Origin of the sequence: Lentimicrobium sp. L6, assembly GCF_013166655.1 — a bacterium.
GTDB lineage: Bacteria > Bacteroidota > Bacteroidia > Bacteroidales > UBA12170 > UBA12170.
The window spans coordinates 38,387-52,392 of sequence record NZ_JABKCA010000034.1 but is presented as its reverse complement, the minus strand read 5'-3'; the positions used below and the strand labels follow the sequence as shown (position 1 = coordinate 52,392).

Below are 14,006 nucleotides of genomic sequence, written 5' to 3'. Positions count from 1 at the left end.
GGAGTAACAAATTCAAGGACGCTATCCCCAGCGTACCTTGGGGCTATCATCCTTTAGGTTTCCTAAGCCTAAAAATCAAAATTCTCAGGGTCCGGCCCAGTCCTATTCTCACAATTCAGCAAATCTATTTTCCCCATATCTTCCAAACTGATTTCAAAATCGAAAATATTGGCATTGGATTGAATGCGCTCTTTTTGTGAGGATTTCGGAATTAAAAGAAACCCTTTTTGCAGATGCCATCTCAAAACCACTTGAACAATATTCTTTCGGTACTTTTTAGACAATTCCTGCAAAATAGTAATATCTAATATCTTAGCTCTCATCAACGGGCTCCAGCCTTGTAATAAAGTCCCATGAGACTCACAAAACTTAACCAACTCAGGTTGCGCCAATTCAGGATGCAACTCTATCTGATTGACCATAGGAGTAATTTCGGCTATTTTGTAAATATCCTCCAGATGATGCTGATTGAAATTACTCACTCCAATGGCTTTTATTCTTCCCTCTTTATAGAGTTTTTCCATGGCTTTCCAGGTGTCGATATATTTCTCTGCTACAGGCCAATGAATCAAATATAAATCCAGATAATCGGTTTGAAGTCGCTCTAATGATTTCTCAAAAGCCTTTAGGGTAGATTCATAACCCTGGTCTTCATTCCATACTTTAGAAGTTAGGAATATATCTTCTCTCTTTAGTTTTGAATCTAAGATGGCTTGTCCCACTCCTTCTTCATTTTTATAAATGGCAGCCGTATCTATCAATCGGTAGCCCTCCTCAAATGCGTATTGGATGGCATTTTCTACTTCTCCTCCATTTTCCGAACGAAATACACCCAATCCGAATAATGGGATTTCTACTCCGTTATTTAATTTTCTGGTGCTATTGATGTTTTTCATAAATACAATAATAAGAATAAAAAAAGGTACCATCACAAAATGTATGGCACCTTTCTAAAAACAAAAGTTACTTCTCTAGTTAAATATAAGTTCAGCTCTCACCAATTCAGCCTCACCTTCAAACAATACTTTTAGATAATGGATGTCTTCTTTAGCCTCTATATTTCCGTGATAATAGAGCGGATGTAAATAATCATATTTACTCTCTTTTTCTTGATAATCATTAACCTTGGCATCCACTTTTTTATAGTCTTTTCCGTTCTCTGAAACCCATATACTCAATCCTATATCATCGGTTTCTTCAAAACTGTAAATTCTAAATTCCTTAAAATCTTTTGCAGTTCTGTATATCAATTCACTTCCTTCTTTTCCCTTAAAGCGATTTATGTTTTCTTTGAATCTCCTGTCATTTCCGGTAGTGAGCTCTAAGTCTTTTGAGAAATATTGCTGGCCAATATTCTCCATATTATCCACAATGGCATTTTCCTTCACCGTTATTGGACCAATAATATTAGAAGATGGAGAGGAGCCTGTTGAATTAATAGCTATAATTCTATAAAAATAGGTTTTGCCAATTTGAGCATAGAAATCATTATAAAGAGGAAAGTAAGCATGTTGAGCATCTGAGACATGATGAGCAATACGAGTCCAAGGTCCTGATGGGGTTTCAGCTCTTTCCACATGATAGGCATTGGCTCCAGTTGAACCTTTCCAGCTGATGCTATAAACCTCCTGAATAGGTAGTAATCCTGGTGCCTTTGGTTTTTCCAATTCTGGAACTTCCATGTTTCGCATTTTGTAAATCTTACTGCGATACATTTCCAAGAAATTAGCCTCATCATAAAGCGTTCCAGAGCTAAATCCAGGCCAACGATAAGCTTTGTAAATACCTTGTCCATGAGGCTCCGAATGCCAATAAAATCCACCCTGTTCTCTATGTCCTCTCAATCCCCAAATTAATGCACCAGAAATCTCCTCAGTAGCTATAATCTTATCAATAAGAATGTCCATAGCTCTAGTGCTTTGAAAACCAAATTCACCCAAAATATAAGGCTTTCGGCCATCAATAATTTCTATGTTCTTTTGAATATGACCATAAATGACATCGGGGTCTAGGGCATAATGATGGGTATGAATCAAATCAATATTAGGGTCAGCTACGGAAGATTCTCTTACAAAACGCTCATCCATGGCGTGATATCCATCTAAAAGAAGATGGTTATTGTCTATGCTTTTGATATATGCTGCTATATCTGCGGTCCATTCGTGAGGACAAACTAGTTCATTACCAGTTTCCCAGCACATAATGCTTTTATCATCCTTGTATTTAAGTCCTGTTAGGGTGTTGGTTCTGTTCAGTGTAAACTCAATGGTTTTTTTAAAGTCCGCAATGAGTTGTGGGTCGGTCCAAAAATCATCCCATTCCTTATCTCTAAATGCAGCGTATTGAGGTGCGCCTCCCATCCAATCCCAATTGTTGAGCAGGGAAAAGATAATACGAATTTCTAGCTCATTGGCAATTTTCAGCATCAAATCATTTACTTTAAAAGCCTCTTCATTAAACTCTCCAGGACCAGTGATATGAGTAGCTACACTGTCAGGAAAGTTAGGATATTTCACAGGTAAAGTATAAATTCTGACTACTTCACCTCCCATTTGCTTTACCGACTCCAATACATCTCTAATCTCATATTCTGTAGGTAATTTATAAGGATAGACAGTCCTAAAACCCATTTCATCCTCCACAAAATTCAGGGTAGGAATATTAAAAGAGATAAAGCGAAATTGTTCTTTCCCGTTCATAAATTTATTTCCTTTGGCGGTGATGAAATGCTCAAAACCTTGGGCATGAAGATTAGGAAGCAGCAGAAATAATACAGCTACTATAATTAAAGATTTAGATTTCATGATTTATTATTTTTTGATGTTTTGTAGTTCTTTATTGAAATTTCTAAGGATGTTCAAGGTAGATTCATCTTTATCATATACCGAATACCAACCTTGCAACTCATGAGGAGGGTCACCAATAAATGGATCGCCTTTTTTCCAAAATTCACCTGGTCTTGGAGCTCTCCCTTCCCCAGTGTAGGACCAGAAATTAATGCCTTGGATAGGGCCGTCAGATTTAATATTTTCTAAAACCACTTCATAGAAATATTGATAGAATTTATCGCGATAGACAGTGGAAGCATGCTCTTGAAAATCTCCTCCATCTCTGGCAATTCCGAATTCTTCTAATACCATAGGTTTGTTGAGTTTGATAGCTGCAGCTTCGTGAGTTTCTATATATTCCTTAGCTAAGTCCATGGCTGGTTGAAAGCTTTCTTCCGCTTGATTTGGGTCGAACCAACTCCAGTTTTGTGGCCAAACATGTAAAGTGATATAATCGATATCATCAATTTGATTGTCGAGAATCACATCTACTCCAGCACTTTTGCTATTGGTACTTCCTTCATTTCCGGCTGCTACTAAATGATTTTTATCGAGGCTTTTTATAAAAGCAGCAGCATCGGCTAACCATTGTCGGTATTCAGCTGGATAGTCATATCCTCGTGGTTCATTGGCCAATTCCCAAGTCATTATAGTTGGGTCGTTTTTATAGATTTTATTGGTGATGTGATTCTTGCGGTTGATAATGGCTTCTACCGTGTTTTTATAAAGCTCTTGGGCTTTTTGATGTTTATAAAACTCACAAGAATAGCTGGTGAAAACACTCCAACTATAGGGAGGTTCTTGAGGATATGGAATAGAATCGGCTCCGGTCCATTCTAAGAATTGAGGGAAACCACCACTCCAGGTCCAGTAATTTGACAACACCATAATCGCTTTCATATCTCGTTTAGCCATTTCAGCCAATAGGAAATCTAATCCCCCAAAAACATCCTCATTAAATACGTCAGGAGCAGTTTGTAAGGCAGGATGCACACAGTATTTGGCATCTTCATGTGCTTCACTGGCTGCCAAAACTCTTAGGTTGGTGATACCCAACTTTTGCATTTGGTCGAGTTCTCTTATGAGTCTTGCTCGGTCACCTGATTTTTCTGCTCCGAGGTTCATACCAAACCAATAATTGGCACCAGAAAAATGATAGGGCTCTTGGTTGAGAATAAAGTCAAGGCCATTGACTTCTACAAAATTTGAATTTGGTGTTTCTTGGTTTTGACAAGAAATCAAAGTAAGTAGTATGAATAAGTAAAAGAGTTTTTTCATTTTATTGCTCTATTTGTGTGACTTGTATTTCTTTTAGTTCAATAGATTCTGGGCCTGTCATGTTTTGAGTTTTCACTTGAAAAGTGGATTTTCCTTTATCCAAATGAATGATTCCAGCTTGATGCTTGGCCCAGGTTTTTGTGGGTGCTTCTTGTGCCCTTTCTATTCGGTCGAAACTAGCATGTACCTCCGAAACAAAAGGCTCGTCAATCTCGGTCACTAATTGTGCTTGTCCGGCTGAAATATTGAGCACAGTTCCTGTATTTTCTGGCTTACAATTATAACTAAGTGTAACTTGATAATTGCCCTCCTCTAAAATATCTATATTCCACTCTGCATAGGCCTCTGTTTTAGTCCAGAAGTCAATCCAATCATGTGCCCAACCATATTTTGCATGATAGGCGATTCCGGTAAGTTTTCTGTCTTTCCTGAATTCGAAGGGAGGAAATAAAACAGATTCGTGTGCCGGAAGAATGGTTTTTGGAAACTTCCGATGACCCACCGGAATGGCTGCTGTTTCATTTTCTTTATTGTTGACTTCCTGATACCATTCTTGCCATTTCGATTGGTATTCTTTCATGAGCTCAGGATGTAAAAGAGCAATATTGGTTTTCTGACAACTATCCGATTGTAGATGAAATAATTCTTGGTCAACCATTAAATAATCTTGACTTCTTACACTTCTTTTTCCCGACCATTCTTGAAACAGTAAACGGTCTTCATTTCCTGCATTCCTCAGCATTTGTGGGACTAAACTTTTTCCATCCATTCTATTTTTTTGAGGAGTCTGACTATTGATCATTTCGAGTAAAGTAGGTAAAAGGTCGATGTGAGCAGAAACTTGAGTAATTTGAGTTTTGGCTTGGATATAGCTAGGCCAGCGGATAAAGCATGGAACTCTCATTCCTCCTTCATCCACTGAGCCTTTTCTACCTTTAAACCCAGCATTATAGCGAAAATTTAAAGGCCCATTATCCGATAAAAAAATGACGATGGTATGATTCTTTATATTTAGTTCTTCAATTTCATTTAATACCAAAGCTACGTTATCATCAATATTCTCCATCATACCATAAATTCCAGCATCGAAATCCGGAAGTCCCATGGCTTTGTATTTGTCATAGTATTTATCGTCCACTTGAACAGGAGTATGGGGAGTGTTATAAGCCAAATAGCAAAAGAAGGGGGCATTTTCCTCGTCCGATTTCCTGATAAAATCAATGGCTTTCTCACTTAAGATATCTGTGATATATCCTTCAGGAATGACCTCTTCGCCATTATGTTCTAAAACAGGTTGATAATAGTTTGAGAGATGGCCAGCAGTAAAGCCATAAAACTCATCGAATCCTCTGCCATTCGGGTGATAAGGATAGTGAGCTCCATTATGCCATTTCCCAAAGCAAGCCGTTTGATAACCTTCAGCTTTTAGATAATCGGCCATGGTTTTTTCATCGAGCTTCATGTTTTCTCTACCTCTAGTCACACCTGAAACTCCTGTTCTTTGATGATATCTTCCGGTGAGTAAACTGGCTCTGGTTGGAGCACATACTGGGCTGACATAGAAATTGGTAAAATGAGCACCTTCGCTAGCCAATTGGTCTAGATTTGGAGTTTCTAGATATGGATTTCCATTCATGGATAAATCGCCATAGCCTTGGTCATCGGTAAGAATAAGTAGAATATTGGGTTTCTCGTTTTTGGTTCGACAAGAAGATAGGAGGAATAGGATTCCTAAGAATAAAATAAATGTGATAATATGTGGTTTCCTAATCTCCATTAATTTTTTTATTGATACATTTTGGGTAAATCATCACCAAATAATATGCTTTCGTGGTTTCTAAAAGCTTTAAAATCTTCTGCCTCTTCTTGACCCAAATAAGGCACATAAAAATGATGTGTATTGGCATTTCTCCAAAACATGATATAAGCCATTTTCTTGGTCTTTTCGTTGTGCTGAAGTATGGGCAAAAACACCTCAGTAAATATTTTATCACCTTTTAAACCTTCAATTCCTGTTTCAGTAAATGCTGCTATTTTATTTCTCTTTTCTGCAAAATCACTAATGACTTCTAGGCGTTGAAGAAGACCCAATGTATCTCCAATTTTAAAAGAATAATAATCGTCATATCCAATCACATCCACAAAATCGTCACCCGGATAACGGTCGAGGTATTCCTTCTCGTTTGTAAAAGCTCTATCGGGTGAATATACAAAAAGTAAATTATTGAGCTTTCTGGTTTCAATAAGATATTTCATGGTAAATTGATATAGTTCTTTGTATTGCTCAGGACTACAATGAATTTCTCCCCACCAAAACCAGCTGCCATTATTCTCGTGGAATGGACGAAATAGGATAGGGATTAAATTTCCATCTTTAGATTTTAAACTTTGAATGAAATCGGCGGCTAAATCTAGCATTTCCACATAATTATTATGAAATTCTCCACCTGGTAAAATCTGACTTAGAGTAGGATTGGCAATGGTTTTGTCGGTCCAAGAGCCATCATCTGTAACAGGGTTGTAAGTATGCCAGCTGATGGTATTTATAGAGCCATGTTCATAAGCTTGTTGAATATAATTTCGCATTTTATCAAAAGGAATAGAGTCCAAGTTCATGGGCCATCCTCTACCAATTCCTCCAATATCCCAGCCCACAATGGCAGGATAAGAACCTGTTATATCTTTGACATCGGAGCGGCCTTGCTCGTCCCACCAATTAACTCCATAAGCCAAATCATCTTGATGCCCAACTAGAACATAATCTTTAGATAGCATATTGAGTTGATGGTATAAGGCTTTAGTTTCTTGTGTAGCATTTTTATTGACTGGCAAAATACTATAGGTAGAAGATTCTTGATTTTTAATCTCCTCAAATTGACATGATGAAAGAAAAGCCGTCAGTACAACAAAGAGTATAAAGCTTGGTTTTGCAAAAATAAGTTTGTTCGAAATTGTTGTCATAGTATTAGTTTGTATGAGTAGCGCTTAGTATCCTGATGACTTCCATCATTCCTCTAGAATTATGATATGGACCCTTCCAAGGACCCACTAAATCGTCCGATACATTTGGTAAGTACTCCTCATTCACTCTCCACCACCATTCTCCACTTTCATGCTTTAAATGGGATTTGGTGAATTGCCATAAACCCTTTACCACCTTTAAATACGCTTCATCTTTAGTGATTTCATAAGCATTCATAAAGCCAACCATGGCTTCAAATTGTGGCCACCAATGACGATCTGTATCCATCACCCCACTTGGATTTCCTTCGTATAAAATGGAACCATCTTCGTGAATTCCTTTTTCCATGGTCACTTTGGATATTTTGATGAGGATGGTTTCAAATTCTTTAATGATTTCTGTATCATTTAAGGCTTTTGTTGCTTCTAACATCAACCAAGCTGCTTCAATATCATGTCCATAAGAAATCACCTGGTTTTGAGATTCCCATTTTCTATTAAAGAACAGTTCAAGATGATGAGTTTTGTCATCCATAATTCTATCTCTATGAATGAAGAGGAGGTTGTTTAAAGCCTTGGCTAAGTCTGAGTTTGGCCAAATCCTGTATAGATTGGTATAGGCTTCAAGAATATGTAAATGCGTATTCATGGTAAAAGGAGCGTTCATATCCTTGTCACTCAATCGCATATCTTCTAAAGGGTCCCAGTTTCTTGCTAAGGCTTCTATATAACCTTGGTTTTCGGTATCGTAAAAATGATTTTCGATATCATGAAAGAGTTGGACTGCTAAATCTTTTGCCATTTCATCTCCTGATGCTTTATAATATTCACTTAATCCATACATGGCGAAGGAAAGTGCATAGGCTTGCTTTCTATCATTTATTGATTCTCCATCTTTATCGAGAAGCCAAAAAGTACCACCATATTCATGGTCTATAAAATGCTCTTTGATGTAGAGAAAACTCTGTTCAGCAGATCTAAGATATTCCGGATTTGGTTTGAAATTATAGGCCGCAGAAAAGGTCCAAAGAATGCGAAAATTGAGGATGGCAGCCTTTGGGGCATTGGTGTTGATTTCATTCAGGTAGTTTATCTGACCCATGAATCCTCCGTTTATTTCATCTTTGGTTTTGTTTAGCCAAAAAGGAAGTAAATGATTCACCAATTCCTGCTCAAGTTCTATTTTTAAGTTCATCTCTATCGGAGCTCTTTATTTCTTATTATTCCTAATGATGTTTTTCAATGTTTCAACAGAAGTAGCACTTCGTAAACCATCCTCTGGTGTATTTATGCAATAGTCTAATAATTGGCCTACAGTTGTGGTGGCCACATGCATACGTGTGTCGGAGGAGGCATAATAGATAAATACTTTTCCATCTTCATCAGCTATCCAACCATTGGCGAAAATCACATTGCTCACATCGCCCACTCTTTCTTCACCATCGGGAGCAATAAAATGGCCTGCAGGTTTGTGAATCAGCTTTTCTGGTTGCTCTAAATCGGTCATAAACACATATAAAACATAACGTAATCCAGCGGCAGTATTCCTCACGCCATGTGCCAGATGTATCCAACCTTTATCTGTTTTTATTGGAACAGGGCCTTGTCCATTTTTCACTTCTTTAATGGTATGGTAAACCTTATCATCGATGATGGTTTCAGATTTGATTTCTGCCTTACACATATCATCGGTGTATCCAAAACCAATTCCTCCACCTGAGCCGGTATCAATAAAGCCATCTTGTGGACGCGTATAGAGTGCATATTTCGCATTGATGAATTCAGGATGTAAAACCACATTTCTTTGCTGACCAGAATAGGTGATTAAATCGGGTAGGCGCTCCCATAATTTTAAGTCTTTTGTCCTTGCGATTCCGCAATTGGCCACAGCAGAAGAAGTATCTCCTTTTGGTGCATTGGGGTCTTTTCTTTCGGTACAAAATAAGCCGTAAATCCATCCATCCTCATGGGCTATCAACCTCATATCATATACATTGGTATCAGGAATTTCTGTTTCTGGTAGCGTGATTGGCTCATCCCAGAATTTGAAATTATTGATTCCATCTTCACTTTCTGCTACGGCAAAGAATGATTTTCTATCTGCTCCTTCCACTCGTGCTACTAAACAATACTTTCCATTGAACTTAATGGCTCCAGCATTAAAAACGGCATTGATACTAAAGCGCTCCATTAAATATGGATTGCTTTCCGGATTTAAGTCGTAGCGCCAAAATACTGGTGTATGCTTAGCTGTTAGAATAGGGTTTTTATAACGGTGATAGATTCCATTATAGCCCTCCTCCAATTTTTCGTTTTCCTTTGAAATAAGGTCGGTATATTCCTTTGTGATTTTATTTAATCGCTGGGTAAATTTAGCGTTTGTTGTCATATTTAATATTTTTTAATTAAGCATTCTTTAAATGATCCCACCAGGTTCTCTTCATAATAAATCCACCAATTAGCGTGATGATGCTGAGGATGACGATAGGCCAAGTTTGTTTTAATACAATATACATGGGCAGCGCTACCAAGGCAGTTTGAGTGATAACTCCAAGCAAGATATTGAACATATCTCTTTTGAAATCTTTGTTTCTTTTAAAATTTGGGTCTTCTGCTATTACTTTATCGTGAATGGGTTTCCAAAATCCCCAAGGTCTTACTGTTTTATAGAAATTCTTTAGTGTTTCTTCTTCTGTTGGTGGAGCTGTAAAGGTTCCAATAATACAACCAGCTATTGAAATTAGCAGGATGAATGGGAAATAATATAAGTCGAGTGTTTCGAAAATATAAGGGAATATTAATGCTGGAACGATTCCGGCTACCATACCCCAAAAGAATCCATTTCCATTGAAGCGCCACCAATACCATTTCAAAATATTTGAAGCGACATATCCTCCAAATAATGCAGAAACTATCCATTGCAAGATGGCATTCACATCGAGAGCATAAATTCCAAAGACAATACTCACAATCACCACTGTAATTCCCGTTATATAATTGGTTCTTTTGATGGTTTGATTATTGGCTTTTGGGTTTACATATTTCAGATAGATATCGTTGACAATATAGGCTTGGGCAGCATTTAAGGTGCCAGCAAACGTGGACATAAAAGCAGCTAATAATCCAGCCAATAGAATTCCAGTAAATCCAACAGGAACAAATTCGTTAATGGCTGATGGAAGGATTTGTTCGAAATCTAATCTTCCCCCCACCATTAAATCCAATTGGTCGTAGAAGAGGATGGCCAGAACCACAAATCCAGTAATCATAAAATAACGAACTGGCATTAATACCACAGAAACAAATCCACTCATTTTTGCAGCTTCTTGTGGACTCTTGGTGCTCAATACCTTTTGCATGTCATAATTTGGTGCTGGGCCAGCAATACTCACTAATATCCCTTTAAATACCATCATCATAAAGAAGATGCTGAATAGGGAATATCCATCGGATTGTATTTTTTCATTCACCCCTGTTATGATATTGGACCAATCCAAATCTAATTTCCATCCAAACGATGGACTCATCCAGCCTTCGGGAACGATTAAATCGTGAGAGCTTAATGCATTCATGGCAATAATTCCTATGACCAATGCAGATACAGTCATAATCACATATTGAATTACATCTGTCCATACTATGCTAGTCATACCACCTAAAATGGTATAGAAAACAGCAAAAGCAGTAAATATAATTCCGTAGATATGAGGTACATATTCAGCAGCTACTTCAAAAGGAATGAAAGGAGCGATGATGTCCCATGGAATGAAAATCTGGACGAATTTCCCTAATCCTATAAAACCATAAGCTAAAAATCCTAAACAGCTAATCAAGGCAAAAACGATGACGATGGTGTGAGATAATTTCCCTCCTCTTTTGTTTCCAAATCGAGTGGAAATCCATTCTGCTCCAGTGGTGGCATTGGATCGCCTGAGCCAGATAGATAGGAATACCATCATAAACACCTGATTAAAAACAGGCCATAACCAAGGAATCCAGATACTCTTTAATCCATAAACAAAACCTATGGTCACAATCCACATAGTTCCGGAAATATCAAACATGCCCGAAGCATTTGACAGCCCGAGCATATACCAAGGTAATTTATTTCCTCCCAGCAAATAGGATTCTTTATTCTTCTGTGCACTTTTCCTCAGGTATAATCCGATGAGGATGGTACTCAATAAGTACATCAGAATAATAGCAATATCGATAGTGTTTAGTCTCATTTCTATTTCCAGTTTTGATAGGCAAAAATCAGTGGAAATGGCTAAATGAGTGGGAGAGTTACATTTCAAATGTAGGGGAAAGGTGTAACATTGATTGTAGTGGTAGTTTTAAATGGTTGAAAAACAATTGTGTATAATGTGTGGTGTAATTTTTATGGATTGCAAGCCCGAGCCAGCTTAGATATTACATCTTCGTTGTCCTTTAGTGGTATTTGTGACTTCTTTGAGCTTTTTGTGCAATAGCTTTTACGTAACTTATAGAAATAATTCGTGTAGATTCGCGTAATTCGCGGACAGTTTTATCGCTAGCGCGAAAATGTTTTCCGTGCGTATAATATGATCATGAACAATTAGTTTTCAATCTATCAATCCTTGTAAATCATCCATGCTGATTAGCTTAATTAGCCGACCGTTTTTTATTTTTTAAAATAGAGCTAGAAGTTAAGTTTGCTCTGATACTAAATCCACCCCATCATCCAGTAATAAGCTATGGCCATATACTCTCGAAACACAGAAATTTGCAAATGTAAACGAGTCCAAATAGAGTAGCGAATAGAGATTTGTTTTCCCACATCGGGCATGGAGTTGGAGCCTCCCAGTTGTGCGGCATCAAAAGCCAAAGACGTTTCGTTGGCCCGACCAAAAGAGGGTAATCCTCCCACATTGGTAAATCCAGCTTTTTGAAATGTTTTTACACTGCGATACATGTGAGCAGGGGAGCTAACCAATAAAACAGCAGGATTGCTATTGGGAAAAAATCGGGATTTCACATTCAAGGCTTCCCATCGGGTGTTGGTACCTTCGTTTTCATAAACAATTCTAGTGGAATCCACACCTCTGATGATCATCTCATGGGCCATAAGCCTGATGGAACTATTCTTATCTAGTGTATCTCCAGGGAGCGCAATGATAATCTTAGCATTCTCGTAAACTAAAGCAGCTTCTGCCCCATAATAACTTCTGATGAGCCCATTAGGGCTTGGCATTCCACTTCCTCCTAGTACTATAATCACTTCAGGATCCTCCTCTAAAGCATCTGCTGAAATGCCCAAATAATAATCAGCCCAAAATGGCAGGCTGGTGAAACTTAGAATGAGCATGATAAAACCAATGAGCCCTAAAAATAGAAATAGAGCTTTAAAGGATTTCTTTAACCAAAGAAGTATGGGTTTTATCAAAATACACATATGGTTACAAAAGTAGGGAAAACAATATTACTACAGCGAATGGAGGATGATTTTATTTAAATAACTGATGTTTAGCTCTTTGTAAGTAAGTGCATAAATACCAGTAAGGTTGTGCTTTGTACATTTATCTACTCTTAGTGTTACTTGGTGACTCCTTGGTGTCTCTTTGTGAAATAGCTATTACACAGAGTTTCTCAAAGAAAACACAAAGTTTCTCAAAGTTTAGTTTAATGAAAATGGATATTTTAAACATCTGATATCTAACAATATAGGACTATTGTAAAATCATATCTGATACATTATTAATTACTTAAAGAGGCCTGCGAAACTTCAGTTAAATGATATTGTGACCACGTAATCACATAAATACGCAACCACATAATTAGGAAACTATTTACTTTTCCGAGAAAAAGACTTTCGATGTTTATAAAAATGAACCAAGAAAATTAAAAATAAAACTACCCCTAACTTGTCATGAATTTCAAGGCAATATTCACAATCACCACCCATAATCCAGCTTAAGAAGCCAGTGGCAAAGGTAAGAGAGAAAAAAAGTAGGAACCAAGTATTATTTCTTCTTCTTCCTATCATTTCCTTACTCAATTGCATTTTCTTTTTTCTAAGAATCACATTTTCTATCCACTCCCATCGTATGGCTACATGATAGGCAATTAGGATGACAGCGAAAACACCAGAGATATTATGAACTTTCATCCAGCCTGCTTTTTTCATTCCTAGGAAATAGTTCAGACTCGATTCCTGAAACATAAAAAACATAACCAAGCCACTTATAGCCAATACAAAAAATGCGAATAAAGTACTGATGAGAATAATGATTTTTTTAGACATATTTTAAAATTAAGCTGTCAAAAATACAAGAAAAAAGCCCTCACAATGGAAGGCTTCTTGAGATATTTTGAGCTATTAAAATTTTTATTTTTGAGTATTGAAACTGTATCCTAATTCATCTAATACATCATCACTGATATCAAACTTTGGATTGGCATACATGATAGTTGCTCCACTGGCTTTGTCAAAAATGAAAGCATAGTTTTTGGTGGTTGCAATTTCCTCAATGGCATTATATATTTTGTCTTGTAGCGGCTTAATCAATTCTTGTCGTTTCTGGAATAACTCGCCGCTTTGTCCAAACTTTTCTTGCTGGTAGGCTTTTACTTCTTTTTCCATGCTGATGATTTCCTCTTCTCTCTTCTTCTTCATATCGGCAGGAAGCAATACTACATCTGCTTGATACTTTTTATAGAGGTTATCAATTTCAAGGAATTTTCCTTCAATTTCTTTTTGCCATTTTTCTGATAGCTCGTCCATTTGGTTTTGCGCATCTTGATACTCTGGAACATTATTCAAAATATAGTCAGAGTCAATATAGGCATACTTTTGAGCACTAACAGCTGAAGTCAGCATAAGGGCTAGTGCTAGAATTAATATCTTACCGAAGTTTTTATTTAATATTTTCATCTGTTGTTTTTTTTGTTTTTAATTGTCAGATGGAACTACATAAG

11 protein-coding genes are annotated in these 14,006 nt (G+C 37.2%); all 11 read right to left on the bottom strand.

Annotated elements, in window-relative coordinates; translation table 11 throughout:
• Positions 1-68: 68 nt before the first annotated feature.
• Positions 69-896 (bottom strand): aldo/keto reductase, encoded by an 828-nt coding sequence (locus HNS38_RS10115; protein ID WP_172346389.1) that lies wholly within the window; start codon positions 894-896, stop codon positions 69-71.
• A 75-nt stretch (positions 897-971) separates the two neighbouring features.
• Positions 972-2,804, bottom strand: a complete 1,833-nt coding sequence (locus tag HNS38_RS10110; RefSeq protein WP_172346388.1) for a hypothetical protein — start codon at positions 2,802-2,804, stop codon at positions 972-974.
• Between the two features lie 6 nt (positions 2,805-2,810).
• The gene (locus tag HNS38_RS10105) at positions 2,811-4,106 is read right to left on the bottom strand and encodes a cellulase family glycosylhydrolase (RefSeq protein WP_172279960.1); all 1,296 of its coding nucleotides are present in this window, start codon (positions 4,104-4,106) and stop codon (positions 2,811-2,813) included.
• Between the two features lies 1 nt (position 4,107).
• Complete coding sequence (locus tag HNS38_RS10100) at positions 4,108-5,883, bottom strand: arylsulfatase (RefSeq protein ID WP_172279962.1); 1,776 nt, start codon at positions 5,881-5,883, stop codon at positions 4,108-4,110.
• A gap of 8 nt (positions 5,884-5,891) precedes the next feature.
• Complete coding sequence (locus HNS38_RS10095; protein ID WP_172346387.1) at positions 5,892-7,067, bottom strand: glycoside hydrolase family 26 protein; 1,176 nt, start codon at positions 7,065-7,067, stop codon at positions 5,892-5,894.
• Between the two features lie 4 nt (positions 7,068-7,071).
• Entirely contained in the window at positions 7,072-8,262 is a 1,191-nt protein-coding gene (locus HNS38_RS10090) for an AGE family epimerase/isomerase (protein WP_172346386.1), read from the bottom strand.
• Positions 8,263-8,277: 15 nt separating this feature from the next.
• The gene (locus HNS38_RS10085) at positions 8,278-9,456 is read right to left on the bottom strand and encodes a glycosidase (RefSeq protein WP_172279968.1); all 1,179 of its coding nucleotides are present in this window, start codon (positions 9,454-9,456) and stop codon (positions 8,278-8,280) included.
• Between the two features lie 16 nt (positions 9,457-9,472).
• Complete coding sequence (locus tag HNS38_RS10080) at positions 9,473-11,296, bottom strand: sodium:solute symporter family protein (protein ID WP_172279970.1); 1,824 nt, start codon at positions 11,294-11,296, stop codon at positions 9,473-9,475.
• A 458-nt stretch (positions 11,297-11,754) separates the two neighbouring features.
• Entirely contained in the window at positions 11,755-12,396 is a 642-nt protein-coding gene (locus HNS38_RS10075) for a YdcF family protein (protein ID WP_216663686.1), read from the bottom strand.
• Positions 12,397-12,873: 477 nt separating this feature from the next.
• Positions 12,874-13,332, bottom strand: coding sequence for a DUF4405 domain-containing protein (locus HNS38_RS10070; protein ID WP_172279974.1), 459 nt, complete (start codon positions 13,330-13,332; stop codon positions 12,874-12,876).
• 84 nt (positions 13,333-13,416) lie between these two features.
• A complete protein-coding gene (locus tag HNS38_RS10065; RefSeq protein WP_172279976.1) occupies positions 13,417-13,962 on the bottom strand; it encodes an OmpH family outer membrane protein in 546 nt (181 codons plus the stop codon).
• Positions 13,963-14,006 lie beyond the last annotated feature (44 nt).